The sequence below is a fragment of the Rathayibacter sp. VKM Ac-2803 genome, assembly GCF_009807175.1.
Lineage (GTDB): Bacteria > Actinomycetota > Actinomycetes > Actinomycetales > Microbacteriaceae > Rathayibacter.
Genome location: NZ_WUCD01000001.1, coordinates 2,673,410 through 2,699,177, shown reverse-complemented (window position 1 = coordinate 2,699,177; position 25,768 = coordinate 2,673,410). Strand labels below are relative to the sequence as shown.

Sequence of the window (25,768 nt, the reverse complement as noted above, 5' to 3'; positions counted from 1 at the left end):
ATGACCGACAACGCCCCCACCACCAGCCCCACTTCGACCGGCTGGGCCGTCCTCGGCCCCGGCGGCATCGCGCGCCGGTTCCTGTCGCAGCTGCCCGCGAGCGAGCGCGGAGCCCGCCTCGTGGCCGTCGGCAGCTCCGACCCGGATCGGGCCCGCGTCTTCGCCGAGGAGGCGGCCGACCTCGGCTTCACGGACGTGACCAGCGGCGACTACGCCACCGCGCTCGCCGACCCGCGCGTCACCGCGGTGTACATCGCCACCGTGCACACCGGCCACGCCGCACTCATCCTGCAGGCGCTCGAGGCGGGCAAGGCCGTGCTCTGCGAGAAGCCGCTCGCCGTCAACCACGGCACCGCGATGGCCCTCGCCGACGCCGCCCGCCAAGCAGGCCTCCCGCTCGTCGAGGCCTACATGTACCGCTTCCACCCGCAGACGGCGGCGCTCCTCGACCTGGTCCGCGACGGCGCGATAGGCGACGTCCTGCACATCGAGGCCGCGTTCTCGTTCCGGACGGGCGCGCGCACCGGGCGGCTCTACGACGTCGCCACCGCCGGCGGCGGGATCCTCGACGTCGGCGGGTACACCGTCACCGCTGCCGCCGCCGTGGTGCAGGCGGCCACCGGCACCGCGGTCGCCGAGCCCGTCGACCTCGAGGCGAGCGGCAGCATCGGCCCCACCGGCGTCGACGAGTGGAGCGTCGCCCGCCTGACCTACCGCGGCGGCATCACGGCGACCCTCCGCACGGGCGTCGCGGTGCAGGACGCGAACACCGTCACTGTGCTCGGCTCGCGCGGCCGGCTGCTCGTCAGCGACCCCTGGATCGGCGCCGAGTCGACCATCGAGGTCCACACCGTCGACGAGGAGCCGCGCACGCTGACCTTCGCGCCCTCCGACCCCTACGCGCGGGAGGCGGACGCGACGACCGACGCCCTCGAGGCCGGCTCCGTCGAGGCCGCGCGGATGACGCTCGACGAGAGCCTGGCCGCCGCCCGCACCCTCGACCGCTGGCGCGCCGCGATCGGCCTGCGCTACCCGTTCGAGGCCGAGGACGCCGACATCCCGACTGTCTCGGGGGCGCCGCTGCGAGTGGCGCAGGACTCGCCGATGCTCTACGGCGAGATCCCCGGGGTCGGCAAGCGGATGTCGCGCCTCGTGATGGGCGTCGACAACCAGCCCGATCTCGCCCACGCCTCGGCGATCTTCGACCACTTCGTCGAGCGCGGCGGCAACGCCTTCGACACCGGCTACATCTACGGCGGTGGCGTCCTCGAGGGGCGGCTGGGCCGATGGATCAGCAACCGGGGGATCCGCGAGGACGTCGTCATCGTCACGAAGGGCGCGCACACGCCGCACTGCGACCCCGACTCGCTCACCCGGCAGCTCCTCGAGAGCCTCGAGCGGCAGGGCACCGACTACGCCGACATCTACCTGATGCACCGCGACAACCCCGCCGTGCCGGTCGGGGAGTTCGTCGACGTGATGGACGAGCACCAGCGTGCGGGGCGGATCCGCTCCTACGGCGTCTCGAACTGGACGCCGGCGCGATTCGACGAGGCGCAGGCCTACGCACGGGCCCACGGTCGCGCGGGCTTCCAGGCGCTGAGCGACCACTTCGGCCTCGCGGAGGCGTACGACGTGCCCTGGGACGGCTGCGTGCACGTGACCGATCCGGCGTCGAAGGCGTGGCTCGTCGAGCGCCAGGTGCCCCTGCTCCCGTGGTCGTCGCAGGCGCGCGGCTTCTTCACCGGGCGGGCGAGGCCCGAGGACACGAGCGACGCCGAGCTGGTGCGCTGCTACTACAGCCCGGAGAACTTCGAGCGCCTGCGCCGGGCCGAGCAGCTCGCCGCGGAGCACGGCGTGAGTGCGACGGCTATCGCCCTGGCCTACGTGCTCGCCCAGCCGTTCCCGACGTTCCCCCTCTTCGGGCCGCGCAGCATCGCCGAGGTGCGGTCGTCGATGCGCGGCCTCTCGATCGAGCTCAGCCCGGAGCAGGCGGCGTGGCTCGACCTCCGCGACTGAGCGGCTCCGACCCGGCCGCCCGCGCGACGATCCACGACGTCGCCGCGGCGGCCGGTGTCTCGAGGCAGACCGTGACCCGCGCCATGAACGGGATGCCGGGCATCAGCGAGACCACGAAGCAGCGCGTGCTGGCCGCGGCCGAGGAGCTGCTCTACCGCCCGTCGCGCTTCGGCCGGGGCCTCGTCACCGGAGGGGACCGTCGGCTCGGTCTGGTGGTGGACGACCTCCGCAACCCGTGGTCGCCCGAGCTGGCCTCGGCGATCGTCCGGCTCGCCGCGGCCAGGGGCTGGAACGTGTCGCTCGCGGACGTGAGCTTCGCCGGAGACTCCGACCGCATGGTGCGGGCGCTCGGCGCCCAGTCGGACGCCGTCATCGGCACCTTCGGCGGTTGCGCGGCGGACTGGATCGAGCAGCTCGGCTCCGTCCCGGTGGTCGAGCTCGATCCTCCGGCTGCTCCGGAGCGCGCGGCCGTGCTGCTCGATCCCTCCGAGGCGATCGACGCACTGACCGAGCACCTGACCCGGGCGGGCGTGCGGCGACCGGTGGTGCTCGACGTCTCGTCGGGGCCGGCCCCGAGCCGACGCGCGGCGCGGCTGCTGCAGTCGTTCGCAGCGCGCGGTCTGGATGCGTCGATCGCGAGGGCGTCCGCAGCGACGGCCGAGGCGGCCGCAGAGGCCACGGAGCGGATCATCGCCCTGCCGCGCGCGGTCGACGCCGTCATCGCCTTCAACGACCTCTGCGCCGTGGGAGTGCTGTCGGCCTGCCGTCGCGCTGGCGTCGACGTGCCGGGGGAGGTCCGCGTCGCCGGCATCGACGGTCTCTCGCTCGGCCGGCTGCTCGCGCCGACCCTCAGCACGCTCGCCGTCGATCTCGACGCTCTCGCCCGGCACGCGCTCGAGCTCGCCGTCGGGATGCTCGCCGGGGAGCTGCCGCGGTCGGGGCCGGAGGTCGTGCGCACCGTCTCGCACCAGCTGATCGTCCGGGAGTCGGCGTGAGATCCGCCCAGCTCGGTCCCTGAGCCCGGGGCGCTGGTCGGGCCGCTCTCCGCAGGCTCTGAGTGAACCCTGAGCAGACCCGATGGAAGGAGGCATAGCGTTGCGATGTGCGCGCGCGTCCTGCGCCGCCGAGGAGGAGATCATGGGATTCCTGGACCGACTGCTGGGACGCGAAGAGCGCCCCGACGACGCGCGCGGAGCCTCCGGCTACGGCTCGTCGACCGACCCGCGCCCGGCCTACGGGACGCCGCCCGCCCGCTCCGCCCGCAGTGAGGACGAGATCGCGATCGAGCGCTACCGCTACCTGCTCAAGACCGCTCCGCCCGAGGCGATCGAGCAGGTGCACCGCGAGGCCTTCGAGCAGCTCACTCCGGAGCAGCGTCAGCAGGTCTTCCGCGAGCTGAGCGAGGGTGCGCCCGCGGGTGACGCCCCTCGGAGCGACGACCCTCAGGCTCTCGCGCAGTCTGCCACGCGGAGCGAGCTGCGGCAGCCCGGCTTCATGGAGCGCCGCTTCTCCGGCGGAGGCGCGGGCGGCATGGGCTTCGGAGGCGTGCTCGCCTCGTCGATGCTCGGCACGATCGCCGGCTTCGTGATCGGATCCGCCATCGCCGACGCGTTCCTCTCGGATGCCGGCGCCGAGACGGCCTCGGCGGACGGCGGCGACGGGGGAGACGCGGGAGCCGACGGCGGCGATGCCGGAGCCGACGCGGGCGGCGGCGAGTGGGGTGGCGACTCCGGTGGCGGCGACTTCGGTGGCGGCGACTTCGGCGGGGGCGGCGACTTCGGAGGAGACTTCGGCGGCTTCGACATGTGACAGGCGCACCTCGCGACGAGCCCTCGGCCCTCGGCCGGGGGCTCGTCAGCGCGTGGCGGGTCAGCCCTCGTCGAGCAGCATCGCCTTGACCTGACGCCGCAGCACCTTGCCGATCATGCTCGTCGGCAGCTCGTCGACGACGACGATCCGCTTCGGCACCTTGTAGGGCGTCAGCGCCTCCCGCACCACCGCGCGCGCGTCGGCGGGATCGAAGCTCGCCCCCGGCTCGAGCACGACCGCCGCGGCGACCGACTCCCCGCTGTGCGGGTCGGGCAGCCCGACGACGGCGGCGTCGCGGACGGAGGGGAGGCGGCGGAGCACCTCCTCCACCTCCGAGGGCGAGACGTTGAATCCGCCCGTGATGATCAGCTCCTTGATGCGATCGACCAGGCGGACGAAGCCGTCGTCGTCGATCGTCGCGATGTCTCCGGTACGGAACCAGCCGTCGGTCGTGAACGACGCGGTGGTCTCCTCGGGCTTGCGGTGGTAGCCGCGGAACACCTGCGGCCCGCGCACCACGAGCTCGCCCTGGGTTCCTGGCGCGACGTCGACGTCCGGGTCCTCCGGATCCACGATCCGGACGTCCGTGCCGGGCAGCGGCAGTCCGACGGTACCGGCGCGCCTGGTCGGCCCCACCGGGTTCGCCATCAGGACGGGCGACGTCTCCGACAGGCCGTAGCCCTCGACCAGCGTGCCGCCGGTGAGCGCCTCGAAGCCCTCGACGAGGTCGGGGTCGAGGGGCATCGCTCCCGAGATGGCGATCTCGATGCCCTGCAGCGACTCGCCGCGCTCCCGTGCCCGGGCGGCGAGCCGCTCGGCGATCGGGGGCACCGCGGGGAGGAACGTCGCCGGATGCTTGCGGACGACCTTGAGGACGAGGTCGGGATCGAACTTGGGGAACAGGACGAGTCGAGCGCCCATGCTCATCGCGAAAGTGAGGCAGAGCGTGAGCCCGTAGGCGTGGAACATCGGGAGGACCGCGTAGACGACGCAGTCGCCCCGCCGCACCTGCGGCACCCACGCGCGCGACTGTGCTGCGTTGGCGGTCAGGTTGAGGTGGGTGAGCTCGGCGCCCTTGGGGGCGCCCGTCGTCCCACTCGTGTACTGGATGACGGCGAGGTCCGTGGCGACCGGGCGGGGGTGGGCGGGCTCGATCCGACGGCGGAGGAGCGACTCCCACTCGACCGCGCCGCGGACAGGACCGGTCAGCGCGGCCCGCGACTCGCGAGCCTTCTTCAGCGGCAGGCGAAGCGCGGCGCGCATCGACGCGGGCATGGCGCGGGTGAGGTCGACGGCCACGACCGTCTCGACGCCGAGGTCGGCGGGGAGGTCCTGGACGGTCGGGACCACGCGGTCCCAGGCGATCGCGACGCGGGCCCCGTGGTCCTCGAACTGGTGGCGGAGCTCCCTCGGCGTGTAGAGCGGGTTGTGCTCGACGACCACCGCGCCGAGCCGGAGGACCGCGTAGAACGCGACCACGTGCTGCGGGCAGTTCGGCAGGATCAGCGCGACGGGGTCGCCGGCGCGGACGCCGAGGCGCCGGAGCCCCTCGGCCGCCCGCTCGACGTCCTCGGCGAGCTGCGCGTAGCTCGTCGCCCTCCCGAAGAACTCGAGGGCGACGGTCTGCGGATAGCGCTCGGCCGACTCGGTGACGATGTCGACGAGCGACCCGGTCGGGAGGTCGAGATCGGTGGGCACTCCGGGGGCGTAGCTCCGGAGCCAGGGACGGGGCGGGTGACTGCTCACCCGCCCACTCTAGGTGTGGCCGGAGTCGTCAGGAGGCCTGCGCGACGGCGTCCTCGATGGCGACGTCTCCCGAGACGATCTCCCAGGTGCGGCCGATCGAGGTGGGATCGGCGAGAACGGCGAGGACCGTCGCGGCGACGTCGTCACGCGGCATGCTGCCGCGCTCGACGGTCTCGCCGAGGGCGATCCGGCCGGTGCCCTCGTCGGTCGTCAGAGCGCCGGGGCGCAGGACGGTCCAGTCGAGATCGGTGGCGCGCAGGGCGGCGTCGGCGTCGCGCTTGGCCTCGACGTAGGCGCGCCAGCCCTCGTCCGTGTCGTCGGCGAGCGGCTCGTCGACGCCGATCGCGCTGATCTGGACGAAGCGGCGGATCCCGGCGATCGAGGCGGCCTCCTGGCTGAGCACGGAGGCGCCGAGGTCGACGGTGCGCTTGCGCTCGATCCCGGAGTCGGGGCCGGCGCCGGCCGTGAAGACCAGGGCGTCGACGCCCTCGAGGGCGGCGGCGAAGTCGGCCGCGCTCGACGACTCGAGGTCGTGCACCAGCGGCTCGCTCCCCAGCCGGATGATGTCCTCGGCGTGATCCGGGTTGCGGACGACTCCGACGGACTCGTGTCCGGCGTCGTACAGCAGGTGCAGAATCCGCTGGCCGATCTTGCCGTGGGCTCCGATGACGGCGACGCGTGTCATGGGTCTTCCTCTCGTCTGCGGGGCTGGTGGCCCCGGGGGTCGTTGCGGTGCTCCCATCCTGCCGGTCGCGGATGGGAGGGAGGTCAGGCGGCCAGTCGGTCGTCGCGGCCGGTGATCGCGAGCAGACGGCTCTGGAGCGGAGCCTCCAGATCGACGGCCACGGGCTGGGCGTAGAGACCGCTCGCGCGCAGCGTCGCCTCCTGCGGGGCGAACAGCTCCCACACGGCGGCAACGAGCTCGTCGTCGAGGTGCTCGTCGCTCCGCGTGGCGCGGGCGAGGTCCCAGGCGTGGATCGTCACGTCGGAGACCTGCTCGCGGACGAGCTCGAGCGCCGTGACGGTGTCGCGGCCGAGTCGCAGGACGGCCTCGGGGTCGACGGCGCGGGCCGCCTCGCGGGCGCGGTCGGTGACCCGGCGCCACTCGCTGCGCAGATCGGCGGCGACGGGCTCGAGGCGGATGGGCGACTCGTCCCCGCCCGAGAGCAGGGTGTGCGCCCGCTGCTGCTCGCGGACGACGTGCAGCACGAGAGCACGGGTGTCCCACTCGGTGTCGGGGGTGGGCGCCGTCCAGTCGGCGACCAGGGCGAGGCGGACCTCGAACGCGGCGTGCGCGCGCTCCTGGAGGTCGAGCCAGCGGTTCATCTCGAGGGCGGTGGGGGAGTCGGGCTGCTGGTGCGTCATGTCTTCTCCGGAGCGTCGTCGTCGGTGCTCGGGTCAACCGCGGCGGGTCGCCGGTCATTCCCTCCCGCTCGATCGCTCCGAGGCCTCCGACCACGATGTCGGAGGTGCGTGCGACCATGAGGACAGGCGGGAGTCGAGCGATCAGGACGGTACGTGAGCAAACAGGACGGCACGGGGCGGCAGGTCACGACCGAGCCGTTCGACGACCCCCGCGCGCACATCCTGCACATCGACATGGACGCGTTCTTCGCCTCGGTCGAGCTGCTCGAGCACCCGGAGCTCCGCGGCCTCCCGGTCATCGTCGGCCACCGCGGCGCGCGGTCCGTCGTCACGGCCGCCACCTACGAGGCCCGCCGCTACGGCGTGAACTCGGCGATGCCGATGGCGGTCGCGCTCCGACGCTGCCCGCAGGCGATCGTGCTCGAGCCGCACATGGACCGCTACCGCGACGCGTCGCGCCGGGTGATGGCGATCTTCGACTCCTTCACGCCCCTGGTCGAGCGGCTCAGCATCGACGAGGCGTTCCTCGACGTCGCGGGTGCCCGCCGGATCTCCGGCTCCCCCTGGGCGATCGGCACGGCGATCCGCGCGCAGGTGCACTCCGAGCTCGGGCTCACCTGCTCCGTGGGCATAGCGAGCACCAAGTTCGTCGCCAAGCTCGCCTCGGGTCGCTCCAAGCCCGACGGGCTGCTCGTCGTCCCCTCCGACGGCGTGCAGGCCTTCCTCGATCCACTCCCGGTGAGCGCGCTGTGGGGCGTCGGGGCGAGCACCGAGGAGGCGCTGCTGCGGCGGGGCCTGCGCACGGTCGCCGACGTCGCCGCGACTCCGCTGCCGGTGCTGATCTCCTCGCTCGGCGAGGCGACGGGCCGCCGCCTGCACGCTCTGTCGAACGGAGTCGATCCGCGCTCGGTCGACACGCGCCAGATCGAGAAGAGCGCCGGTCACGAGATCACCTTCGCCGACGACGTCGCCGACCCCGAGCTGGTGCGCCGAGAGCTGCTGCGCCTCTCGGACAAGGTGGCGGTGCGCCTGAGGCACGCGGGAGTGCGCTGCCGGACCGTCGCGGTCAAGGTCCGCTTCGGGGACTTCAGCACTCTCACCCGCTCGCGAACGCTCCCCGAGCCGACCGACGTCGCCCGGGTGATCTACGAGGCGTCCTCCGCGCTCCTCGAGGCCGCGAACCCGCTCCGTCGGCCCGTCAGGCTGATCGGCGTGCGCGGCGAGCAGCTGGTCGAGGGCGACGAGGTCGCCTTCTCGCTCTGGAGCGACTCCGACGACTGGCGCGACGCCGAGCTCGCCGTCGACGGTGTGTCCGCGCGCTTCGGCAGCGGGGCCGTCCGGCCGGCGTCCCTCCTGGCGAAGTCGGCTCCCGAGTCGGCCAAGGGCATCGACCTCAGCGACACCCTGGCTACGCGGAACCGATCGTCAGACTGATCGGCCGGTGGTCGGAGCCGTTCGCCGGCAGCACCCGCAGTGTGGAGGCGGGGACCCCGTCGGCCAGCGCGTGATCGAGCGAGACGACCGGGAGCAGTGAGGGCCAGGTCGCGGGGAAGCCGACTCCCGAGCCGCGCACCAGCGCAGCCTCCGCCAGGACGGGTGCGAGCAGGTGGTCGTCGGTTGCGGTGTTGAAGTCGCCGACGACGAGGGTCCGGTCGGAGCTGTCCTCGGCGAGAGCCGAGGCGAGGCCGCCGAGCATGGTGTCGCGCTCCTCGTGGTCGCCGAGCCGGAAGGAGGCGAGGTGCACGACGAACAGGCGGCTCGGGCCCAGCGGGGTGTCGATGTCGACGGCGAGAGCCCGGTTCCAGTCGAGACCGAGGTCGAGCGGCGTGCCGTCCGACAGCTCGGTGCGGCTCCACACGCCGACCGTCCCGACGACGTACGAGTACGGGTACTGCTCGGACAGCACGTCGTCGACCGCCGACCGGGCGTCGCCGTCGAGCTCCTGGAGGGCGATGGCGTCGGGTCCCTCCGCCGCGAGCGAGGTCACGAGCTCGGCCGCGCCGTCGCCGCTCGCCGCGAGGTTCTGACTGACGACGGTGAAGCGGCCGGAGCGGACCTCGGGTCCGGGGAGAGCGACCGGGAGGACGAGCACGCCGTAGACCATCGCCAGGACGGTCGCCGCGGCTCCGGCCGCGCGGGATCGCAGCGCGATGGCGCTCGAGACGAGCAGCAGCACGGCCAGCCCGGTCCACGGGATCCCCGTCTCGACGACGGAGAGCCATCCTGCCGCGTCGGGCAGCACGCGGTGGAAGGCGAGGAAAGCGGCCAGAGCGGCGCTCAGCACGACGACGGCGGCCGCGCGAGCGGGCCGGCGACGGCGGGGGTGCGGAGGCATCCGACGAGTATGGCCGCTGACGGTCGGGCGGGGGTGGGGGAGTCCTGTGCGAGTCGCAGCGCCGGTTGTCGGCGTCGAGAGGGGCGGAGTAGCGTTCGGGCATGCCCAACATCGCCGTGTCCCTGGCCGACTCCGTCACCTCCGCGGGTGCCGCGACCATCTACGGGGAGCCGGTGACGGTCGACGGAGTGTCGCTCGTGCCCGTCGCCCTGCGCTGGTTCGGCTTCGGCGGCGGCATCGGCTCCGAGGATGGCCAGGAGGGCGGCGGTGGCGGCGGTGGCGGTGCGGTCGTCCCGATCGGCGCCTACATCAAGGACGACCTCGGGCTGCGCTTCCAGCCGAACGTCGTCTCCGTGCTCGCCGTCGGCATTCCGTTCGTCTGGGTCACCGGCAAGGCGCTCGCGCGCATCATCCGCGCCCTCAAGAAGTAGGGCGCCCCGCGGCGCCCTCCGCGATCAGCGGAGGCGCTGCTGCCTCGCGGTGAACCACTTCTTCTGGGTCCGTCCGAATCCGACGATCAGGCGCTCGGCGTCGTCCGGTCGGCGCGGATCGTAGATCACGGCCACGGGCTCACCCGCCATCCACGCGTCCCCGCGGCGCTGCGGCACCTTCAGGGCCCGGCGCTCCTCGCCGTCCGCGAGGCGGTAGGCGACGAGCAGCCGCCCGAGCTCCGCCGTCGCGGCGCGGTCCCCGCGCGCAGGATCGTGGGCCAGGACCCGTCCGGCGACGCGGGTGCCGTAGCTGAGCAGCTCCCGCCGGATGCGCCGCCTCCGCTGCCACAGCAGCGCCTGCAGCAGCACCAGCAGGATCACCGCGAGCACGACGACCACCGACCACGACATGCTGTCTATGATTGCTGACGAACACGGGAGTCCGGTGCACCGGACTGAGAGGAAGGCACGCAGCCTTCGACCGTCGAACCTGATCTGGGTCATGCCAGCGAAGGAACGTTTCGATCTCCTCTTACTACCCGTGCCTATTCGCTTCCACGAAAGGGCACGTCAGTGCAGAACTCATCCCTCTCCTCCTCGTCGACCGCGAGCCGTCCGGCTCGCGTCCTCCGCTGGCGGGTCGTCGACATCGTCATCGCCAGCGTGGTCGCGGTCGCGAGCGGCATCGTCTTCTGGGCCTGGGGCCTCGCGACGACCGCTGTCGGCGTCGTCTTCGACTTCCTCCCCGGGCTCGGCGGCATCCTCGGCGGCGGCTGGCTCTTCGCCGGCGTCCTCGGCGGCCTGATCATCCGCAAGCCCGGGGCCGCGCTGTTCACCGAACTGGTCGCCGCGCTCGTCTCAGCTCTCATCGGCACTCAGTGGGGCTTCGTCGTCCTGCTGTCCGGCCTCGTCCAGGGTCTCGGGGCCGAGATCGTCTTCGCGCTCTTCCTCTACCGCAGCGGTCGGCCGATCGTCGCGCTGCTCGCGGGCGCCGCCTCCGGTCTCGCCCTCGCGATCAACGATCTGATCGTCTACTACGCCGGGATCGACGGCCTCTTCGCGACCGTCTACGTCGTCTCCTCGATCGTCTCGGGAGCCGTCCTGGCCGGTCTGCTGCCGTGGTTCGCGGTGCGCGCCCTCGCCGCATCGGGGGCGCTCGACCGCTTCGCGTCCGGCAGGGAGGGCCGGGTCGTCGAGGGAGTGGGCGCGGGCGGTCGATGACGGGCGCGTCCGTCCGGGCCCGTGGCTGGAGCTGGCGCCACGCCGGGCGCTCCCGCACGGCAATAACGGGCCTCGATCTCGCCGTCGCTCCGGGCGAGAAGGTCCTGCTGCTCGGTCCCTCAGGTGCGGGCAAGAGCACCCTCCTGCACGCTCTCGCGGGTGTCCTCGGCGGGGAGGAGGACGGTGCGTCGGCCGGTGAGCTCGCCATCGACGGGCTCGCGCCCCTCGCGAGCCGCGGTGCCGCCGGTCTCGTGCTCCAGGATCCCGACACGCAGGCGGTCCTCGCCCGGGTCGGGGACGATGTCGGCTTCGCCTGCGAGAACCTCGGCGTGCCGCGCGAGCAGATCCCCGAGCGGGTGCGCCGCGCCCTCGACGACGTCGGGCTCGACGTGGCGCTCGACCGATCGACCTCGGCGCTGTCCGGCGGTCAGAAGCAGCGACTCGCGCTCGCCGGCGTGCTCGCGATGCAGCCGCGCCTCCTGCTCCTCGACGAGCCGACGGCGAACCTCGATCCCGCGGGGGTCCGCGAGGTCAGGGCGGCGGTCGAGCGCAGTCTCGAGCGGTCGGGCGCCACGCTCGTCGTCGTGGAGCACCGTGTCGACGTGTGGATCGACCTCGTCGATCGCGTCGTCGTGCTGGGGGCCGACGGGGCCGTGATCGCCGACGGCGATCCGCGGACTGTCCTGATCGGCGCCCGGACCGCTCTCGCGGCCGCCGGAGTGTGGGTGCCGGGCGAGGTCCCCGCGCGCCTCCCGACTGCCGACGGCCCCGCGCCGTCGGCTCTGAGCACGCAGGATCTCGCCGTCGGCCGGCCCGTCTTCGGGCGGCGTCAGCCCGTGCCGGTGGTGTCGGGGCTCGACTTCGCGATCTCCGCCGGCCGGGTCGCCGCCGTGCTCGGACCCAACGGCGCCGGCAAGTCCACGCTCGCTCTCACGCTCGCCGGCCTGCTGCCGCCCGCCGGGGGAGAGGTGGTGGCCTCGGCCGAGGTCCGCGACGGAGCGTCGCCGCACCCGCACCGGTGGAGCTCGGCGCAGCTCGCCGACCGGGTCGCGATGGTGTTCCAGGAGCCGGAGCACCAGTTCCTCACCGCGCGGGTGCGGGAGGAGCTCCGGCTCGGCGTGCGCGACGAGGTCGAGCGACGCCGCGCCGACCAGCTGCTCGACCGGCTGGGTCTCTCGGCGCTGGCCGAGGCCAATCCCTTCACCCTCTCGGGAGGCGAGAAGCGCAGGCTCGCTGTGGCGTCGGCGCTCGTCCGCCGCCCCGCGGTGGTCGTGCTCGACGAGCCCACCTTCGGCCAGGACCGGCTCACCTGGCAGGTCGTGGCGGATCTCCTGGCGGAGCTGCGCGACGACGGGAGGGCGGTGCTCGCCGTCACCCACGACGAGCACCTCGTCGCGGCGCTGGCCGACGAGACGGTCCTGATCGGCGAGCCCGCGGGAGCCGGCCGATGAGCCTGCTCGAGGCGGTCCCGGCCCGCGGGCCGATCGCCCGCGCCAATCCGGTCGCGAAGCTCCTCGCGAGCCTCCTGATCGCGCTCGTCCTCGTCCTGACCGTCGACGTCGTCTCGGCCGCGACGGCTCTCGCCCTCGAGCTCCTGGTGCTGCCCTTCGCCGGCCTGCGCTTCGGGGAGCTCCTCCGGCGGACCTCTCCACTGTGGATCGCCGCCCCGCTCGCCGGGGCGACCACCGTGCTGTACGGGCGTGACGAGGGGAGTGTCCTCGCGCAGGTCCTCTTCATCAGCGTGACGGAGGGGTCGCTCGCGCTGGGCGCCGCCATCGCGCTGCGAGTCCTCGCCATCGGCCTGCCCAGCGTGGTCCTGATCGCGACGACCGATCCGACCGATCTCGCCGACGGGCTCGCCCAGATCCTCCGTCTGCCCGCTCGGTTCGTGCTGGGCGGGCTGGCCGGGATGCGCCTGGTCGGCCTGCTGGTCGAGGACTGGCGCACCCTCGCCATGGCGCGTCGCGCCCGCGGGCTGGCGGACGGTCGCGGCCCGATCCACGCGGTGCGCAGCCTCGCGTCGCGCGCTTTCTCGCTCCTCGTCCTCGCGATCCGGCGGGGGAGCCGACTCGCGACCGCCATGGAGGCGAAGGGCTTCGGCTCCGACGCTCCCCGCACCTGGGCTCGGGAGTCGCGGCTCCGCCCGGGCGACCTGCTGCTGATCCTCGGCGGGGCCGTCGTCGCCGTCCTCGCGGTGACGGCCGCGGTCCTCGCGGGAACCTGGAGCTTCCTCCTCGATGTCTGAGCCCGTGCCGTCGAGCGAACGCGTCGTGAGGTCTCTCGCGCGCCGCGTCGTCGACCGCCGGGTGCGGACGCTGCTGATCGACGGCCCGAGCGGCTCCGGCAAGTCGACCTTCGCCGTCGAGCTGCTGCGCGCGATCCGCTCCACCGCGAGGGCACCGGAGGCGGCGCTGGTGCGGATGGACGACCTGTACCCCGGATGGTCGGGCCTCGATAGTGCCGTGGTCGCGAGTCATCGCGAGCTCGTCCGGCCGCACGCGCTCGGCCTCGCCTCGCGATGGCGCCCCTGGAACTGGGCGGCCGGCACGACGACCGGCACTCGAGTCGTGACGGCTCCGCTCCTCCTGCTCGAGGGCTGCGGTGCCGCCGGCGCGGCGAACCGCGCCCGAGCCGACCTCTCGGTGTGGATCGAGGCCTCGGAGCAGGAGCGTCGCACCCGTGCCCTCGCCCGCGACGGCGCCCTGTTCGAGCCGCACTGGGACGACTGGGACCTGCAGTTCCGGCGCTACTGCGATCGCGAGGCTCCCCGCGAGAGCGCGGACCTCGTGCTCGACACCGGTGACGGGCCGTGCGCGGAGGAGGGTCAGGCCCAGCCGAGCTCGTGCAGCCGGTCGTCGTCGATGCCGTAGAAGTGGGCGATCTCGTGGACGAGGGTCACGTGGATCTCGTCCCGCAGCTCGTCGAGGTCGTCGCAGGCCGCGAGGTGGGGCTCTCGGAAGAGGACGATGCGGTCGGGCATCTCGCCGAAGCCGTAGCGCTCCCGCTCGGTCAGCGCGACGCCGTCGTAGATCCCGAGCAGGTCGAGCGAGCCGTCCTCGGGGCGGTCCTCGACGACGAAGACCACGTTGTCGAGGCCGTCGACCATGTCGTCGGGCAGTGCGTCGAGCTCGGCGACGACGAGTGCCTCGAAGGCGGCCTTGTCCAGGTCCAGCATGCTCCACGCCTCTCTCGCCGCTGATCGCACGAAGGGCCCGGAGTCCTTCGACTCCGAGCCCTTCACGCAGAACCGAGACGCGGTTCTTCCTTCATCGACACCGACCTCGAGGGTTCGGTGTCTCCTGATGCTGGGGTGAGTAACGGGGCTCGAACCCGCGACCTCCTAGACCACAACCAGGCGCTCTGCCAACTGAGCTATACCCACCAGGATCGCGATCCGCGGGGGCGACCCCGCGAAGCAACTGTACGAGAGTACTACATCCGTGACGCGAACTCGTCCACGACGGCGGCCGAGACGGCCTGCACCTCGGCGGTCGTGGGGCCGGGCTCGGCGATGAAGGCGGCACGCCGGTAGTAGCGCAGCTCGCGGATGCTCTCGAGGATGTCGGCGAGGGCCCGGTGACCGCCGTGCTTGGCCGGAGCGTTGAAGTAGACCCGCGGGAACCAGCGGCGGGCGAGCTCCTTCACGGTCGAGACGTCGACGTTGCGGTAGTGCAGGTGCGAGTCGAGCTTGGGCATGTACTTGACGAGGAAGGCGCGATCGGTGCCGATGGAGTTGCCGGCGAGGGGGGCGTGCTGCTCGGCCGGAACGTGCTTGAGCACGTACTCGAGGACCTCGTACTCGGCCTCGGCCACGCTGACCCCGGACGGGATCTCGTCGAGGAGCCCCGAGGCCTCGTGCATCGTGCGGACGAAGTCGCCCATGTTCGCCAGCGCGGAGTCGTCGGGTCGGATCACGATCGAGAGTCCCGCGTCGAGGGGCTCGAGGTCGAAGTCTGTGACGATGACGGCGATCTCGACGAGCTCGTCGACGGCGAGGTCGAGTCCCGTCATCTCGCAGTCGATCCAGACAAGACGATCGGGGGCGCTACTCATGGGGGAGAGTGTATCGGCGACCACCGACACGCTCCGGGCACCGATGACGGGGCCTCACCGCGCGGCCTCCTAGAATCGGGGTTCGTGATGACCCTCGTCTGCTGGATCCTGATCGCCAACGCGGTGTGGAACGCCGTCGTCTGGCCCCCGTTCCTCCGCCGGATCCGCAAGGATCCGCGCGCCCGGGACGCGAGCGGGAAGGCGACGACGTTCCTCCGGGTGCACACCATCCTGATCGGCGCCTCGCTGCTGCTCGCGGCGGTCTCTCTGGTGGTCGGCGTCCTCGGGCTCGTCCAGGGCTCCTGACGCCGCCGAGTCGCCGTCGGCCCGGTATTCTCGATCGACGACGCCCCCGTAGCTCAGCGGATAGAGCAGGAGCCTTCTAATCTTCAGTCCCGGGTTTCGCCGGCGCGAAGAAGCGCCCGACGGGAATCGACAGGAAGTCCGAGAACATCACCAGGTCTGCCGGCGTCATCGGCGTCTCGCCACTCAAGCGGCGTGACACGTAGGTAGGGGTCAGGCCCAGCGCGACGGCAGCCTTGCGGCCCGTCCAGCGCTCGCGGCTGAGCTCGGCGCGAACGTTGTTCGCGACCATCATGTTCACGTCCAGGCTCGGCTGGATCTGCGATGTCGTCATGCGCAGAACGTATCAAATATGCGCTAGGTGGATCAAGAGTTGCGGCGGACTCTCACCATATGGCGCAAAGTGATGCACCCAGCGCTACACCCACGCTTGCGGTGCATCAGAATATGATGCACTCTGGCCTGCATGACGCATCAGACTGCAGCGATTGCCGAGGAAGTGCGAGCCGCCATCGCACGCCGGCGCATGCCGCAGGTCGAGGTCGCGCGCATCCTCGGTCTCTCGCAGTCCGGAGTATCTCGCCGCCTGGCCGGCTTCATCGACTTCACCGCACCCGAGCTGGGCACGCTAGCAGCGGCGCTCGCAGTACCGGTCGCCTCTCTCTTCGGTGAGGGCCTCGACCCGAGCGAAATCGACCAGCTCGCCTCCACTTCCTCTCCGGTCAGCGGCACATCTCGGGTAGCTCCCGCCGCTGCAGGAACCGGAGAGGACGACGGCCGGGGTTCCCCCACCTTGGCCGGCACGAGCGGCGAGGCGTGCCCCCACGCCTCGCCGCTCACCAGAAGCTCAGCCAACAGATTAGAAGGCTCCTCCTCCTCCGTCCGGCCGGGCGAGTGATCGCGATGGTCGCCGAAGAGCTCGACGTCCCCGCGCTCTACGTCTTCCGGTGGCGCGGCACCGACGTCCGCGTCCTCTGGCGCGACGACACCGCGACCGTCCCCGCGCACGACGTCCTCCGCGCCCTCCAGCAGGACACCGCCACGTACGCGACCGACGCCGCGGTATCCGCCAGCGCGACCCGCGAGCAGCTCGCCCACTGCATCGCCTGGGACCTCGCGCAGATCCGCCTCGTCGCCGGCGCCCTCGACACCGACCGCGCCCACGCGCTCATCGACTGGGTCGGCCAGCAGGCGCGCACCGTCGCCCACCTCGAGAGCGCCCGCGCCATCCCCGCCGGCTCCAACCTCATCGCAGGCCCCTGGTCACCCGCCGCATCCCTCCCCGCACACACCCCCGACCCGTGGTTCTCCGTCGCCCAGGCCGCGCAGATCCTCAACCGCGACACCGGCATCGAGACCAGCCAGAAGCACCTCTTCCAGTGGATGCACCACTCCGGCTGGCTCGACCGCCCCGGCACCCAGTGGGAACCCGTCCGCGAACTCCTCGTCCTCGGCTACCTCACCGTCGTCACCCGCCGCGTCCCCGGCAAGGCCGAGCTCTACCCCCAGATCGGCATCACACCCCTCGGCCTCCAGAAGCTCCACCAGCGCCTCGGCGGCACCGACCCCCTCGACCTCACCCGGCAGCACGTCACCCTCACCGAAGAAGGCACCGATGACCACCACTGACCAGCCCACCACCGCACGCCGCCCCACGACCGCAGCCCTCACCTACCTCGCGCTCACCGTCGCGATCGCCGCCATCACGATTGGCATCCCCGCCCTCGTCGCCGCCGGCCCCATCGCCGTCCTCCTCGGCGCCATCACCCTCACCGCCATCTACGTCCTCACCGGCCGATGGACACGCTGACCCTCTGGCACCTCCGCGCACTCCGATACCTGCGCACCCGCCCCGCACGGCCCCGCCGAGCACACCGCCCCCGCTACCGACGCACCAGCCGATGACCCGACACGACTGGCTCACGGCGCTCGCCGTGGCCGTCCTGCTCATCGCTGCGCAGGCGCCCCTGCTCACCCTCACTCCCTGACCTCGAGGACCACCATGCCCCGCACCGCGAAGCTGACGCACGAGGAGATGACCTCGGCTCAGCGCTCCTACCACTACCGCCGAGGCTGCACCGACCCGCGATGCCTCGAGGCGCACAACGCGATGAACCGCCAGAGCGCCAGCGAGAAGCCTGTCGACGAGCGCCGCTGCTGGCGCTGCGGCATCGACTTCCTCGGCCACGACCGCCTCACCGCGAACGCGCCGTGCCTCGACTGCCGCCTCGTCCTGCGCACCCTCGACGGCGAGACGACCCGCTGGCGCGGCCAAGCGGCCACGGACGCCGTGCGCACCTTCGACCCCGCGATCGCCCTCGTCCTCGAGGAGGCGGCCGCGTGAGCCTCCACGACCAGCCCGACCACCTCCCGAAGCTGCGTTGGCCCCGCGCCTCCGACCGTCTCCTCATCAGCTTCATCGGCGGCATGTGGCGGGTCATGATCCGCGAGCACGACGTCGCCCTGCAGCGCTCCACGAGGGGCCGGCGCCCGATGACCGCGCGCTTCTTCCCGAACCGCTTCGAGGCGTACAGCTACGCCCGCCGCCAGGTGGCGCTCTGGCGCCGTCAGAACCCGCGCGAGGCTCAGGCCTTCGCCTCGGCTCAGCGTGCCGCCCTGCGCCGCCAGGAGGGCCAGCGATGAGCCTTCCGACCTCGACCGGCACCGACTCCCCGAAGGACCCCACGGGCTTCGCGCAGATCCCGCGCTGGCTGCAGCAGGACTCGAGCATCCCCGGCTACACGAAGCTCGTCTACCTCGCGCTGTCCTCTCGCGTCGACAAGTACGGCACCGCGTTCCCGTCGCACGCGACGATCGCCGCGGAGGCATCGTGCTCGATCGCATCCGTGAAGCGCGCTCTCGTCGAGCTGCGCGAGATCGGCGTCGTCGAGTGGACGAATGCGGCTCGCGGGAACGGCGGTCAGAGCGCTAACGAGTACACCGTCAAGAATCACGCGCGCCGCCCGAAGCGATCCGCTGAGCCTGTGGATAACTCTGCGGGGGGTAGCTCAGGGAGAGCTACCCCCCAGCTCTCCCTGAGCGAGGGGGTAGCTCAGGGTGAGCGACCTCTTAACGAGAGTCACTTAACGAGACCCAATCTAACGAGTCAGTCCCACACAGAAGCTCACCAGGGGCACGCCCCGGCATCGACCGACGGAGAGATTCACCTCCCGGCTTCGCCGACACCGCTGCAGGTCTTCGGCGGCCGCCACGAGGTCAACGTCGTCGACTTCCTCAGCTCAGTCGGGCACGTCTTCGCCGACTGCGACCTCAACGACGAGCAGTTCGCGACGCTCTGCCACGAGATCGTCGCGAAGTCGAAGCTGCCCGTCGCGAACCCGACCGCCTACGCGATCGCCGCCGTCCGCCGCGACGGCTTCGAATGGCAGCAGCGCGCTTTCGAGCTCACCGGCGAGCTGCTCGCCGAGAAGCTCCTCCTCGAGGGGAACGCGTTCTGATGGCCGCCATCCAGCAGGTCCCGAACCTGACCGTCGCCGAGTACAACCTGCTCCGCGCGAAGCAGACGACCGAGGCCGGCCTCCAGCGCGAGGTCATCGCCCGCGCCGAGCTCCGCCGGTGGATGAGCTACCACACGCACGACTCGCGCCGCTCGAACCCCGGCTACCCCGACCTTCACCTCGTGCACCCCGGCGCCGGCCTCTCGCTGTTCCTCGAGCTCAAGACCCACACCGGCCGCGTCCGCCCCGAGCAGCGCACCTGGATCGACGCCCTCCGCGCCACCGGCCACCGGGCGTACCTCGTCCGCCCCCTCGACCTGTTCGAAGGGACCGTCGACCACCTCCTCGACCCTCGCAACGCCGCCACCTGGCCTGGAGAGACCGCATGACCGTGACCCGCTTCACCCGCCACGGACACCCGACCGGCTACGCCGACGGCTGCCGCACGAACGCCGCCTGCCCGAACGCCGGCACCGACCAGATGACCTGCAAGGACGCCGGCATCCGGTACGCCGGCGACTGGGCCTACCACCGCGACGTCGACAACGGCACCGCCACCACCGACCGCCCCTCCTTCGCGACCGAGAAGATCATCCGCAAGCACGCACCGAAGACCGAGCCCATCCCCACCGGGAAGCTCACCGTCGCCGAGGCACGCGCCGAGACCGGCGTCGCCGTCGAGTCGGTCGGCGTCGAGGTCTACGAGCGCCCGCGCACCCCGAAACCGCGCCCGGGCGCGAAGCCGACCGCGGTCCCGCCGTCGCCCGAAGCGATCGCCGCGCTCGAGCAGCTCGCCGAGCCGCCGGCGCCCGCAGCGGACGTTCCCGTCGTCGCCGAGTCGACCGCGCCCGCCGAGCCGATGCCCGAGCCCGCGCCGGCGGTCGTTCCCGAGCGGCCGAAGGCGCCGGTCGCCGCGCTCGACCCCACCGCGCTCGTCCTCTGCCAGTGCTCCCTCTGCGAGACGCGCTTCGCGATCCTCGCGACCCTCCGCCGCGACCTCGCCCGCCGCAAGACCGGCGTCTGCTGCCCCCGCGGGCACTGGAACACCTTCCCCGCCGAGCCCTTCGCCACGGGCGACGTCGCGATCGAGATCGTCTTCCCCCGCCGACCCGCCTCCTGACTGCACCACCCAGCACGCGTCCCGTCGTCGGGCGGCACGCGCTCACCCTCACCGAAAGGCCCACCATGCCCACCACCATCGACGCCCGCGTCGTCCCGATCGGCAAGCTGACCATCGCCGCCAACGTCCGCACCGACACGCGGGTCGACAAGCCCTTCGTCTCCAACATCAAGCAGCACGGGATTCTCGTCCCCATCACCGTCGTCATCAACGACGTCGGCGGCTTCGACGTCATCGACGGGCAACGCCGCACCCTCGCCGCCATCGAGGCCGGCCTCGACGATGTCCCCGTCATCGTCGCCCGCCACGACACCTCGCGCACCTTCGAGATCACTGACCGCGAACGCATCATCGAGCAGCTCGTCGTCAACGACCACCGCGCCGCCCTCACCGACGCCGAGCACACCGCCGCCTGGCAGCAGCTCTCCCTCTTCGGCGTCTCCGCCGACCAGATCAGCCGCAAGGTCAACGCCCCCAAGAAGCGCGTCGAGTCAGCGCTAGCCGTCGCCGGATCCGCCGCGGCTGCGACCGCGATCGTCCACCACCAGCTGACCATCGACCAGGCCCTCGTCATCACCGCCTTCGACGGCGACGACACCGCGATCGCCCGCCTCGACCAGATCGCCGCCGAACACCCCGAGCAGCTCGAGCACGAGGCCGCCCGCATCCGCGAGGAGCAGGCGGAGGAAGCGAAGAGGATCGAGGCGATCGCTCAGGCAGGGGCCTTGGGCGTGATCGTGCTCGAGGAGGCGCCGACCTACACCGACACCGTCTGGCAGCACCGCAGTTACATCTACTCGAGCAAGACCGGCTACGACCACCCCACCCCCGAGCAGCTCGTCGCCGAGGCGCCCGACGACGTCGCCGTGGTCGTCACGAAGCTCTACTACCGCTCCGAGTACTCGCTCGAGTACTACGTCCGCAACTGGAACGATCACGGCTGGTTCGTCCGCAACACGAACGTGAAGGAGCCTCTCACCGACGCCGAGAAGGAGCAGCGCCGGATCTCGCGCGACAACACGAAGCTCTGGAGGCCCGCCACCGACGTCCGCCGCGCGTGGATCCGCGAGCTCCTGCAGCGCCGCACCGTCCCGATCAAGGGCGACGAGTACGCCGCCCTCTACGTCGCCTCCACCGTCGGCTCCTCGACCGTCCCCTTCAAGCACGCCGAGATGGTCTTCGAGCTCCTCGGCATCGAGGACGTCGCCGACTCCGTCAATAACGCGAGCTACGCCGGCTACCAGAGCCGAGGCAAGCGCCTGCAGCAGGAGGCGACGCACCTCCGCTACCAGCACGTGCTCCTCGGCATCGCGCTCGCCGCCACCGAAGCGAAGCAGGACTTCGAAAAGACCGGATGGAAAGACGACTCCACCCCCGCCTACCTCGCCCAGCTCAGCAGGTGGGGCTACACCCTCTCGGAGATCGAGGAGCAGCTGGTCAACGACGCGGCCGCGCGCGCCGCTGCCGAGGCACCCGCAGCAGACGACTCCGACGACGAGGACGACCTCTGATGGACCGCCTGACCGACGCGATTGCCATGATCCTCGGCGTCGTCCTCGGCGCGATCGGCGCCCTCCTCCTCGCGTGCGTGCTCCTCTTCGCCGCCTACGCGCTCCTCGCCCTCCTCGTCCACGTCGCCTACCGCATCGCCACCCGCAGGAGGAACCGATGACCGCCCACCCCCTCATCGCCGGTTACTGCCCCATGGGGTGCGGCCAGACCCTGTTCCTCGGCGACGGCGGCTTCATCACCTGCTCCTGGCAGGGCTGCCCGAACCGCGGCGCCGTCACCGACCTCCTCGCCGCCGACTCCGGCATCACCGAGCACATCGTGCAGATCGACGCCGACGACTGGACCATGCGCCACCCCCTGCGCGAGCGCGTCGAGGGCACCCTCTTCGGCTGCCCCACCGCCGGCGCCTTCTTCGACCAGTACGAGGAGACCGCGACCCTCATGCGACCCGGCCAGTACTCCGTCCGCGACGACGGCACCCTCGCCGGACCGATCCCCGACTACTGGTCGGACCTGACCGGAGGGGTGGTGAAGAGCGGCCGAGAGGCGACGACGGACGTCAGCCAGCAGGGACGGGACGAATCGCGCGAGCGAAGTGAAGCCGAGCTCCTGACGCCCGACGCGGCTGCCACCCCTCCTTTCATCAACCGTCCCGCGATGCGCGCCTCAGCTCAGACGTACAGCGAGCTGGCTGCGATGATCCACCGCCGCGACAACCGCGAGCACGACCACCTCGCAGCGCAGCTCCTCTCGATCGCCGCCGCCCTCTACGAGGTCGCCCGATGACCGTGACGGCGCTCGCCGCAGCGGAGGGCGTGGCGATCGCGATTCAGAACATGCCGACTCCGACGTTTTCAACCGAGGACGAGCTGCAGGTGGCGATCTACGAGCAGCTCGCAAGCACCTACATCGGGTGCGGTGTCGAGCCCGCGATGGTCATGCGCGAGGTGCCGCTCTCGGACGCGCGATCGCGGATCGACGTGATCGTCTTCGCCCCGGTCACGGGCGGCTTCACGGTCGGCGTCGAGGTGAAGCTCGCCGGCGGCGCGCCCGCGGTCCGCCGGCAGCTCGATCGGTACGCCGCCTGCGCCGAACTCGACGCCCTCGTCCTCGCGACGACCCGCGCCTCCCACCTGCACCTCTCCGGGGTGCTTGAGGGCAAGCCGATCGTCGTCGCCACCCTGATCGGACTCCTGTGACAGACCAGCGCACCTACGGCACCTACGGCTACCAGCCGGCGAGCCTCGCATCCGGCGACAAGCGCGGGAGGTGGGTGATCGCCGCCGACCCCGCCGTCCGCCTCCGCATTCGCCGCATCCTCGGCCGTCTCTCCACGACGCGCACATCGATGCTGACCGTCGCCGACACCACCGAGGTCGCGCGAGATCTCGCGTGGATCCTCGAGCGGTGGCCGATGAAGCCGATCAACCCGCACTCGGAGCGGTACCTCCAGCAGGCCGCGGCCGCGTACGTCGACCTCGAGCAGGACGTCGGAGGCATCATCGGCGGGGCTCCCGTGCGACTCGAACTCGCCCGCGACCCGCTCAAGACGCCGCGCGAGTATCAGCTGCGCGCCGTTGAGCTGCTCCGCGCCCGCCGCCGCTACCTGCTGACCGACGAGGTCGGCCTCGGGAAGACGCTCACGGGCCTGCTCAACCTCGTGCACGAGGACGCGCTGCCGGCGGTCGTCGTAGCACCGACGCACCTCCCGTCCCGGTGGGTGGCCGAGCTCGAGGACGCGATGCCCTGGCTGACGTACGAGGTCGCGAAGAAGACGACCCCGTCAGCGCGCGCGGTCCGGCACGACCTCGCGGACGTGACGATAATGAGCTACTCGAAGCTCGACGGGTGGGCGGCGACCCTCTCTGACCAGGTCCGATCGGTCATGTTCGACGAGGCGCAGGAGCTGCGCAACGGGACGGCGACCGACAAGGGCAAGGCGGCCGCGCTGCTCGCCTCCCATGCGACCTACGTCCTCGGCCTGACCGCGACGCCCGTCTACAACTACGCAGGCGAGATCTGGAACGTCCTCGACATCATCGCCGAGGGCCAGCTCGGCACCCGCGAGGAGTTCCTCCGCGAGTGGGGCGTCACCGGGAACGGTCACATCCGCAACCCGGCGACCCTCGGCTCGTACATCCGCGAGCAGGGCCTGATGTTCGGCCGCACCCGCATGGAGGTCGGCCGCGAGCTCCCGAAGACGATCAAGGTCCCCTACGTCATCGACTCCGACTCCGCCGTGATCGAGGAGGCACGGAAGTCGGTCGAGCACCTCGCCCGGATCCTCCTCTCGGACACGGCGACGGGCGCGCAGAAGATGCAGGCCGGCGGAACCATCGACTGGCAGATGCGGCAGGCGACGGGCGTCGCGAAGGCCCCGTTCGTCGCCGACTTCGTCCGCCTCCTCCTCGAGTCGGAGGGGAAGGTGCTGCTCTTCGGCTGGCACCGCGACGTCTACGACGTGTGGATGGACGAGCTCGCCGAGTTCAAGCCCCGCCTCTACACCGGCTCCGAGTCGCCGAAGCAGAAGGTCGACGCGGAGGAGGCGTTCAAGACCGGCGACTGCCGCGTCCTGATCATGTCCCTCCGCTCCGGCGCCGGAGTCGACGGCCTCCAGAAGGTGTCCCGCGTCGCCGTGTTCGGGGAGCTCGACTGGTCCCCGCAGGTGCACGAGCAGGCCATCGGCCGACTCCGCCGCGACGGCATGGGCGACGACCCGCCGATCGCCTACTTCCTCAACTCCGCCGACGGCTCCGACCCGCCCATCCTCGAGGTCCTCGGCGTCAAGCGCCAGCAAGCCGAACCCCTCCTGAGCAAGGACGGGAAGGTCTTCCAGAACGCGACCACCGACCCCCACCGCGCACGACGACTGGCCGAGCAGATCCTCGGCATCACCCGAACGGAGACACCATGACCACCGACACGCCAGCTCACCGGCCCACAAGCGTCGCCGTCACCGCCGACGTCCACACCGCCGTCGCCCTCCGCGCGATCGCCGACCACCTCACCCGCCAGCAGCCCGCCATCGACTCCGCCGACGGCGACCTCGCCGGCGGGCCCGAAGCACTCGACGGCACCGGCCCCAACACGACCCCGCTCGGCATCCTCACCGACCCCATCCACCGAGCCGCAGACCTCGAGCGCCACTTCGCATTCATCGCCGAGGCGGTCGGCGAGACCCTCGACTGGGACGGCGTGCTCCTCGAGATGGTCTTCCGAGTCCTCGCGAAGGAAGACCGCCAGGAACTCCTCGCCGCCCTCATCCAGCTCGCCACCATCACCACCCGCTGGGCGGGCGACGTCATCAGCCGCCTCGAGGACGAAGCCAACGCCGACCGAGCCGACCGGAGGGCCGACCGATGACCGCCTACTGGCCCGACGAGCTAACCGTCGCCCCGATCGGCGAGTGGCCCGGCCTCATCACCCCCGACCGCCGCACCGCCCCGTTCCGCGCCTCCTGGACCGACACCCTCAAGATCCTCCGCCGCGAGCTCACAGCGCTCGACGCCGACGACGTCATCCTCCAGGTCGCCATCAGCGCAGCCCAGTTCCGCATCGACGGCCGGCCCCGCCGCGACGCCCGAGCCGACCACCCCGGCATCATCCTCACCCTCACCAGCATCCACGGACCTCTGTCCTACCCCTGCGACACCTTCACCACCTGGCAGGACAACGTCCGCGCGATCGCCCTCGCCCTCGAAGCACTCCGCAAGGTCGACCGCTACGGCGTCACCAAGCGCGGCGAGCAGTACCGCGGCTTCCTCGCACTCGAGTCCACCACTGCACCCGGCACACGCCACGTCATGGAGTTCTCCACCACCGCCGGCGCTGCCGACTGGCTCGACGCCAACTACGGAGAGCCCGGCACCATCCACACCTTCCGCGAACTCGTCCGACGAGCGAAGCGCGCCACCCACCCCGACCTCGGAGGAGACCCCATCGACTTCCACAACGTCGCCGCAGCCGAAGCACGAATCCGAGCGGAGGGACGACTGTGATCCGACGACTCACGGCGCTCGCCGTAGCCCTCCTCGCCGTCTCCGCCCTCACCATCACCTGGCGCCACGGACCCACCCGCCTCGCCCGCAAGCTCACACGGCGCTCGCCGCAGTCCGATCCGGTCGCCCCGTCGCTGTCGATGACATCGAACGCGCCGTCGGTCCTGGCCGAGATGCACACGCTGCTCAGCTTCACGACGACCCCCGTCGTCCTGTCGTTCTCGCCCTACCAGCGCCGAGGCACGGTCACCCTCAGCCCGGCGATCGGTCTCGGCCTCCCGGCGCTGCTCGTACACCCCGATCACCGTCCGGAGATCATGCGCGCTCACGAGTTCGGTCAGCTGCCCGACCGCCTCCGCGTCGTCTGACCCACCCGCCCCTGCACCACCGCACCGGAA

The 25,768-nt window shown here is 71.7% G+C and carries 34 protein-coding genes, 1 tRNA gene and 1 riboswitch; of the genes, 26 read left to right on the top strand and 9 right to left on the bottom strand.

The window, feature by feature from the left end; genetic code table 11:
- The 3 genes from GRS96_RS20670 to GRS96_RS12635 all read left to right on the top strand — a co-directional run bounded on the left by GRS96_RS20670 (position 1) and on the right by GRS96_RS12635 (position 3,828).
- Positions 1-2,019: an aldo/keto reductase gene (locus GRS96_RS20670; RefSeq protein ID WP_159988639.1), complete on the top strand. Its 2,019-nt coding sequence runs from the start codon at positions 1-3 to the stop codon at positions 2,017-2,019.
- Complete coding sequence (locus GRS96_RS20665; RefSeq protein WP_235021820.1) at positions 1,998-3,014, top strand: LacI family DNA-binding transcriptional regulator; 1,017 nt, start codon at positions 1,998-2,000, stop codon at positions 3,012-3,014. The genes GRS96_RS20670 and GRS96_RS20665 overlap by 22 nt, the downstream gene beginning before the upstream one ends.
- 142 nt (positions 3,015-3,156) lie before the next feature.
- The gene (locus GRS96_RS12635) at positions 3,157-3,828 is read left to right on the top strand and encodes a hypothetical protein (RefSeq protein WP_159988638.1); all 672 of its coding nucleotides are present in this window, start codon (positions 3,157-3,159) and stop codon (positions 3,826-3,828) included.
- Between the two features lie 60 nt (positions 3,829-3,888).
- On the opposite strand, the gene GRS96_RS12630 is transcribed toward GRS96_RS12635, so the two are convergent.
- The 3 genes from GRS96_RS12630 to GRS96_RS12620 all read right to left on the bottom strand — a co-directional run bounded on the left by GRS96_RS12630 (position 3,889) and on the right by GRS96_RS12620 (position 6,939).
- Entirely contained in the window at positions 3,889-5,574 is a 1,686-nt protein-coding gene (locus tag GRS96_RS12630) for a long-chain-fatty-acid--CoA ligase (protein WP_159988637.1), read from the bottom strand.
- A 28-nt stretch (positions 5,575-5,602) separates the two neighbouring features.
- Positions 5,603-6,259 carry an SDR family oxidoreductase gene (locus GRS96_RS12625; protein ID WP_159988636.1) on the bottom strand — a complete coding sequence of 219 codons (657 nt, stop codon included), beginning with the start codon at positions 6,257-6,259 and terminating at the stop codon, positions 5,603-5,605.
- 83 nt (positions 6,260-6,342) lie between these two features.
- On the bottom strand, positions 6,343-6,939 hold the full coding sequence (locus tag GRS96_RS12620) for a TIGR03086 family metal-binding protein (RefSeq protein ID WP_235021819.1): 597 nt from the start codon (positions 6,937-6,939) through the stop codon (positions 6,343-6,345).
- Between the two features lie 153 nt (positions 6,940-7,092).
- On the opposite strand from GRS96_RS12620, the gene dinB reads away from it, so the two are divergent.
- Entirely contained in the window at positions 7,093-8,373 is a 1,281-nt protein-coding gene (gene dinB / locus GRS96_RS12615; RefSeq protein WP_159853844.1) for a DNA polymerase IV, read from the top strand.
- Here dinB and GRS96_RS12610 read toward each other — a convergent pair.
- The gene (locus GRS96_RS12610; RefSeq protein ID WP_159988635.1) at positions 8,348-9,274 is read right to left on the bottom strand and encodes an endonuclease/exonuclease/phosphatase family protein; all 927 of its coding nucleotides are present in this window, start codon (positions 9,272-9,274) and stop codon (positions 8,348-8,350) included. The genes dinB and GRS96_RS12610 overlap by 26 nt on opposite strands.
- Before the next feature lie 101 nt (positions 9,275-9,375).
- Here GRS96_RS12610 and GRS96_RS12605 point away from each other — a divergent pair, with 101 nt between their 5' ends.
- Positions 9,376-9,705, top strand: a complete 330-nt coding sequence (locus GRS96_RS12605; RefSeq protein ID WP_159988634.1) for a hypothetical protein — start codon at positions 9,376-9,378, stop codon at positions 9,703-9,705.
- Between the two features lie 24 nt (positions 9,706-9,729).
- On the opposite strand, the gene GRS96_RS12600 is transcribed toward GRS96_RS12605, so the two are convergent.
- Positions 9,730-10,116 carry a DUF3592 domain-containing protein gene (locus GRS96_RS12600; protein WP_159853838.1) on the bottom strand — a complete coding sequence of 129 codons (387 nt, stop codon included), beginning with the start codon at positions 10,114-10,116 and terminating at the stop codon, positions 9,730-9,732.
- Positions 10,117-10,130: 14 nt separating this feature from the next.
- Positions 10,131-10,239: riboswitch (TPP riboswitch) on the top strand.
- A gap of 39 nt (positions 10,240-10,278) precedes the next feature.
- On the opposite strand from GRS96_RS12600, the gene GRS96_RS12595 reads away from it, so the two are divergent.
- From GRS96_RS12595 to GRS96_RS12580, 4 genes are read left to right on the top strand one after another with little or no spacing between them, the layout of a single operon-like run.
- Positions 10,279-10,926, top strand: a complete 648-nt coding sequence (locus GRS96_RS12595) for an ECF transporter S component (protein WP_159853836.1) — start codon at positions 10,279-10,281, stop codon at positions 10,924-10,926.
- Entirely contained in the window at positions 10,923-12,377 is a 1,455-nt protein-coding gene (locus GRS96_RS12590; protein WP_159988633.1) for an ABC transporter ATP-binding protein, read from the top strand. Before GRS96_RS12595 ends, GRS96_RS12590 begins: the two co-directional genes overlap by 4 nt.
- Positions 12,374-13,171, top strand: coding sequence for an energy-coupling factor transporter transmembrane component T family protein (locus GRS96_RS12585; RefSeq protein ID WP_159853832.1), 798 nt, complete (start codon positions 12,374-12,376; stop codon positions 13,169-13,171). The genes GRS96_RS12590 and GRS96_RS12585 overlap by 4 nt, the downstream gene beginning before the upstream one ends.
- Before the next feature lie 25 nt (positions 13,172-13,196).
- On the top strand, positions 13,197-13,796 hold the full coding sequence (locus tag GRS96_RS12580) for an ATP-binding protein (protein WP_204162082.1): 600 nt from the start codon (positions 13,197-13,199) through the stop codon (positions 13,794-13,796).
- On the opposite strand, the gene GRS96_RS12575 is transcribed toward GRS96_RS12580, so the two are convergent.
- The 3 genes from GRS96_RS12575 to orn all read right to left on the bottom strand — a co-directional run bounded on the left by GRS96_RS12575 (position 13,751) and on the right by orn (position 14,979).
- On the bottom strand, positions 13,751-14,101 hold the full coding sequence (locus GRS96_RS12575) for a metallopeptidase family protein (protein ID WP_159853830.1): 351 nt from the start codon (positions 14,099-14,101) through the stop codon (positions 13,751-13,753). The two genes, GRS96_RS12580 and GRS96_RS12575, sit on opposite strands and share 46 nt — an antisense overlap.
- 131 nt (positions 14,102-14,232) lie before the next feature.
- Positions 14,233-14,308 (bottom strand) — tRNA-His (locus GRS96_RS12570).
- Between the two features lie 50 nt (positions 14,309-14,358).
- Complete coding sequence (gene orn, locus GRS96_RS12565; protein WP_159853828.1) at positions 14,359-14,979, bottom strand: oligoribonuclease; 621 nt, start codon at positions 14,977-14,979, stop codon at positions 14,359-14,361.
- An 87-nt stretch (positions 14,980-15,066) separates the two neighbouring features.
- Here orn and GRS96_RS12560 point away from each other — a divergent pair, with 87 nt between their 5' ends.
- Entirely contained in the window at positions 15,067-15,285 is a 219-nt protein-coding gene (locus GRS96_RS12560; RefSeq protein ID WP_204162155.1) for an SCO4848 family membrane protein, read from the top strand.
- 76 nt (positions 15,286-15,361) lie between these two features.
- On the opposite strand, the gene GRS96_RS12555 is transcribed toward GRS96_RS12560, so the two are convergent.
- On the bottom strand, positions 15,362-15,616 hold the full coding sequence (locus GRS96_RS12555) for a helix-turn-helix domain-containing protein (RefSeq protein WP_159988632.1): 255 nt from the start codon (positions 15,614-15,616) through the stop codon (positions 15,362-15,364).
- Positions 15,617-15,748: 132 nt separating this feature from the next.
- Between GRS96_RS12555 and GRS96_RS12550 the strand changes: the two genes are divergently transcribed.
- The 16 genes from GRS96_RS12550 (at position 15,749) to GRS96_RS12475 (ending at position 25,738) form a co-directional block, all read left to right on the top strand.
- The gene (locus GRS96_RS12550; protein ID WP_159988631.1) at positions 15,749-16,180 is read left to right on the top strand and encodes a helix-turn-helix domain-containing protein; all 432 of its coding nucleotides are present in this window, start codon (positions 15,749-15,751) and stop codon (positions 16,178-16,180) included.
- A gap of 5 nt (positions 16,181-16,185) precedes the next feature.
- Entirely contained in the window at positions 16,186-16,911 is a 726-nt protein-coding gene (locus tag GRS96_RS12545) for a phage antirepressor KilAC domain-containing protein (RefSeq protein WP_159988630.1), read from the top strand.
- Positions 16,898-17,092, top strand: a complete 195-nt coding sequence (locus GRS96_RS12540) for a hypothetical protein (protein ID WP_159988629.1) — start codon at positions 16,898-16,900, stop codon at positions 17,090-17,092. The genes GRS96_RS12545 and GRS96_RS12540 overlap by 14 nt, the downstream gene beginning before the upstream one ends.
- Positions 17,093-17,284: 192 nt before the next feature.
- Positions 17,285-17,626, top strand: coding sequence for a hypothetical protein (locus GRS96_RS12535; RefSeq protein WP_159988628.1), 342 nt, complete (start codon positions 17,285-17,287; stop codon positions 17,624-17,626).
- Entirely contained in the window at positions 17,623-17,925 is a 303-nt protein-coding gene (locus GRS96_RS12530) for a hypothetical protein (RefSeq protein ID WP_159988627.1), read from the top strand. The genes GRS96_RS12535 and GRS96_RS12530 overlap by 4 nt, the downstream gene beginning before the upstream one ends.
- The gene (locus GRS96_RS12525; protein WP_159988626.1) at positions 17,922-18,740 is read left to right on the top strand and encodes a helix-turn-helix domain-containing protein; all 819 of its coding nucleotides are present in this window, start codon (positions 17,922-17,924) and stop codon (positions 18,738-18,740) included. The genes GRS96_RS12530 and GRS96_RS12525 overlap by 4 nt, the downstream gene beginning before the upstream one ends.
- Entirely contained in the window at positions 18,740-19,129 is a 390-nt protein-coding gene (locus GRS96_RS12520; RefSeq protein ID WP_159988625.1) for a VRR-NUC domain-containing protein, read from the top strand. Before GRS96_RS12525 ends, GRS96_RS12520 begins: the two co-directional genes overlap by 1 nt.
- Entirely contained in the window at positions 19,126-19,860 is a 735-nt protein-coding gene (locus GRS96_RS12515; protein ID WP_159988624.1) for a hypothetical protein, read from the top strand. Before GRS96_RS12520 ends, GRS96_RS12515 begins: the two co-directional genes overlap by 4 nt.
- A 65-nt stretch (positions 19,861-19,925) precedes the next feature.
- A complete protein-coding gene (locus GRS96_RS12510; protein WP_159988623.1) occupies positions 19,926-21,371 on the top strand; it encodes a ParB/RepB/Spo0J family partition protein in 1,446 nt (481 codons plus the stop codon).
- Complete coding sequence (locus tag GRS96_RS12505; RefSeq protein WP_159988622.1) at positions 21,371-21,532, top strand: hypothetical protein; 162 nt, start codon at positions 21,371-21,373, stop codon at positions 21,530-21,532. The genes GRS96_RS12510 and GRS96_RS12505 overlap by 1 nt, the downstream gene beginning before the upstream one ends.
- Positions 21,529-22,158 (top strand): DUF6085 family protein, encoded by a 630-nt coding sequence (locus GRS96_RS12500; RefSeq protein WP_159988621.1) that lies wholly within the window; start codon positions 21,529-21,531, stop codon positions 22,156-22,158. The genes GRS96_RS12505 and GRS96_RS12500 overlap by 4 nt, the downstream gene beginning before the upstream one ends.
- On the top strand, positions 22,155-22,571 hold the full coding sequence (locus GRS96_RS12495) for a hypothetical protein (RefSeq protein WP_159988620.1): 417 nt from the start codon (positions 22,155-22,157) through the stop codon (positions 22,569-22,571). Before GRS96_RS12500 ends, GRS96_RS12495 begins: the two co-directional genes overlap by 4 nt.
- A complete protein-coding gene (locus GRS96_RS12490; RefSeq protein WP_159988619.1) occupies positions 22,568-24,286 on the top strand; it encodes an SNF2-related protein in 1,719 nt (572 codons plus the stop codon). Before GRS96_RS12495 ends, GRS96_RS12490 begins: the two co-directional genes overlap by 4 nt.
- Positions 24,283-24,735 carry a hypothetical protein gene (locus GRS96_RS12485; protein ID WP_159988618.1) on the top strand — a complete coding sequence of 151 codons (453 nt, stop codon included), beginning with the start codon at positions 24,283-24,285 and terminating at the stop codon, positions 24,733-24,735. Before GRS96_RS12490 ends, GRS96_RS12485 begins: the two co-directional genes overlap by 4 nt.
- Positions 24,732-25,370, top strand: a complete 639-nt coding sequence (locus GRS96_RS12480; protein ID WP_159988617.1) for a molecular chaperone DnaJ — start codon at positions 24,732-24,734, stop codon at positions 25,368-25,370. Before GRS96_RS12485 ends, GRS96_RS12480 begins: the two co-directional genes overlap by 4 nt.
- A complete protein-coding gene (locus GRS96_RS12475; RefSeq protein ID WP_159988616.1) occupies positions 25,367-25,738 on the top strand; it encodes a hypothetical protein in 372 nt (123 codons plus the stop codon). The genes GRS96_RS12480 and GRS96_RS12475 overlap by 4 nt, the downstream gene beginning before the upstream one ends.
- Positions 25,739-25,768 lie beyond the last annotated feature (30 nt).

What these genes read in the sequence shown, in the direction of transcription:
- GRS96_RS20670 (WP_159988639.1), top strand. Translation starts at nt 1, where the DNA reads ATGACCGACAACGCCCCCACCACCAGCCCCACTTCGACCGGCTGGGCC.
- GRS96_RS12635 (WP_159988638.1), top strand. Translation starts at nt 3,157, where the DNA reads ATGGGATTCCTGGACCGACTGCTGGGACGCGAAGAGCGCCCCGACGAC.
- GRS96_RS12625 (WP_159988636.1), bottom strand. Translation starts at nt 6,259, where the DNA reads ATGACACGCGTCGCCGTCATCGGAGCCCACGGCAAGATCGGCCAGCGG.
- GRS96_RS12620 (WP_235021819.1), bottom strand. Translation starts at nt 6,939, where the DNA reads ATGACGCACCAGCAGCCCGACTCCCCCACCGCCCTCGAGATGAACCGC.
- GRS96_RS12610 (WP_159988635.1), bottom strand. Translation starts at nt 9,274, where the DNA reads ATGCCTCCGCACCCCCGCCGTCGCCGGCCCGCTCGCGCGGCCGCCGTC.
- GRS96_RS12605 (WP_159988634.1), top strand. Translation starts at nt 9,376, where the DNA reads ATGCCCAACATCGCCGTGTCCCTGGCCGACTCCGTCACCTCCGCGGGT.
- GRS96_RS12600 (WP_159853838.1), bottom strand. Translation starts at nt 10,116, where the DNA reads ATGTCGTGGTCGGTGGTCGTCGTGCTCGCGGTGATCCTGCTGGTGCTG.
- GRS96_RS12590 (WP_159988633.1), top strand. Translation starts at nt 10,923, where the DNA reads ATGACGGGCGCGTCCGTCCGGGCCCGTGGCTGGAGCTGGCGCCACGCC.
- GRS96_RS12585 (WP_159853832.1), top strand. Translation starts at nt 12,374, where the DNA reads ATGAGCCTGCTCGAGGCGGTCCCGGCCCGCGGGCCGATCGCCCGCGCC.
- GRS96_RS12575 (WP_159853830.1), bottom strand. Translation starts at nt 14,101, where the DNA reads ATGCTGGACCTGGACAAGGCCGCCTTCGAGGCACTCGTCGTCGCCGAG.
- orn (WP_159853828.1), bottom strand. Translation starts at nt 14,979, where the DNA reads ATGAGTAGCGCCCCCGATCGTCTTGTCTGGATCGACTGCGAGATGACG.
- GRS96_RS12560 (WP_204162155.1), top strand. Translation starts at nt 15,067, where the DNA reads ATGACCCTCGTCTGCTGGATCCTGATCGCCAACGCGGTGTGGAACGCC.
- GRS96_RS12555 (WP_159988632.1), bottom strand. Translation starts at nt 15,616, where the DNA reads ATGACGACATCGCAGATCCAGCCGAGCCTGGACGTGAACATGATGGTC.
- GRS96_RS12550 (WP_159988631.1), top strand. Translation starts at nt 15,749, where the DNA reads ATGACGCATCAGACTGCAGCGATTGCCGAGGAAGTGCGAGCCGCCATC.
- GRS96_RS12545 (WP_159988630.1), top strand. Translation starts at nt 16,186, where the DNA reads ATGGTCGCCGAAGAGCTCGACGTCCCCGCGCTCTACGTCTTCCGGTGG.
- GRS96_RS12540 (WP_159988629.1), top strand. Translation starts at nt 16,898, where the DNA reads ATGACCACCACTGACCAGCCCACCACCGCACGCCGCCCCACGACCGCA.
- GRS96_RS12535 (WP_159988628.1), top strand. Translation starts at nt 17,285, where the DNA reads ATGCCCCGCACCGCGAAGCTGACGCACGAGGAGATGACCTCGGCTCAG.
- GRS96_RS12525 (WP_159988626.1), top strand. Translation starts at nt 17,922, where the DNA reads ATGAGCCTTCCGACCTCGACCGGCACCGACTCCCCGAAGGACCCCACG.
- GRS96_RS12520 (WP_159988625.1), top strand. Translation starts at nt 18,740, where the DNA reads ATGGCCGCCATCCAGCAGGTCCCGAACCTGACCGTCGCCGAGTACAAC.
- GRS96_RS12515 (WP_159988624.1), top strand. Translation starts at nt 19,126, where the DNA reads ATGACCGTGACCCGCTTCACCCGCCACGGACACCCGACCGGCTACGCC.
- GRS96_RS12510 (WP_159988623.1), top strand. Translation starts at nt 19,926, where the DNA reads ATGCCCACCACCATCGACGCCCGCGTCGTCCCGATCGGCAAGCTGACC.
- GRS96_RS12505 (WP_159988622.1), top strand. Translation starts at nt 21,371, where the DNA reads ATGGACCGCCTGACCGACGCGATTGCCATGATCCTCGGCGTCGTCCTC.
- GRS96_RS12500 (WP_159988621.1), top strand. Translation starts at nt 21,529, where the DNA reads ATGACCGCCCACCCCCTCATCGCCGGTTACTGCCCCATGGGGTGCGGC.
- GRS96_RS12495 (WP_159988620.1), top strand. Translation starts at nt 22,155, where the DNA reads ATGACCGTGACGGCGCTCGCCGCAGCGGAGGGCGTGGCGATCGCGATT.
- GRS96_RS12485 (WP_159988618.1), top strand. Translation starts at nt 24,283, where the DNA reads ATGACCACCGACACGCCAGCTCACCGGCCCACAAGCGTCGCCGTCACC.
- GRS96_RS12480 (WP_159988617.1), top strand. Translation starts at nt 24,732, where the DNA reads ATGACCGCCTACTGGCCCGACGAGCTAACCGTCGCCCCGATCGGCGAG.